The 275-nt window shown below is 60.7% G+C and carries 1 protein-coding gene; it reads right to left on the reverse strand.

All coding sequences use genetic code 11. The features are described from left to right. Positions 1-275 (reverse strand): serine hydrolase (locus RAD10_RS41825; protein ID WP_461622021.1); only part of this gene is annotated, 275 nt, incomplete at both ends.

The raw sequence follows: 275 nt of genomic DNA on the forward strand, positions 1-275 counted from the left end.
GATCGCTCACCAGGCGGTTGACCGGATCGCTCATGTTGGTGAACTTACTCAGCTCCGAACGGGTCACCACCACGAACACCCCGACATTTTTCGCCGGGATCATCGCCATGTAGGTGATGAACCCGCCGCCGCCGCCGGTCTTCTGAATGATGCCCGGCAGCCCGTCCTTCGGCGCCATATACACCCAGCCTAACCCCAGCGCATCTGCTTGCCCCGGCATGTCCATGCCCTTCAGCGACACCAGATCGTGGCGCTGGAAGTACATGGTTTGTTCG

It is taken from the genome of Bradyrhizobium sp. 23AC (genome assembly GCF_054863025.1).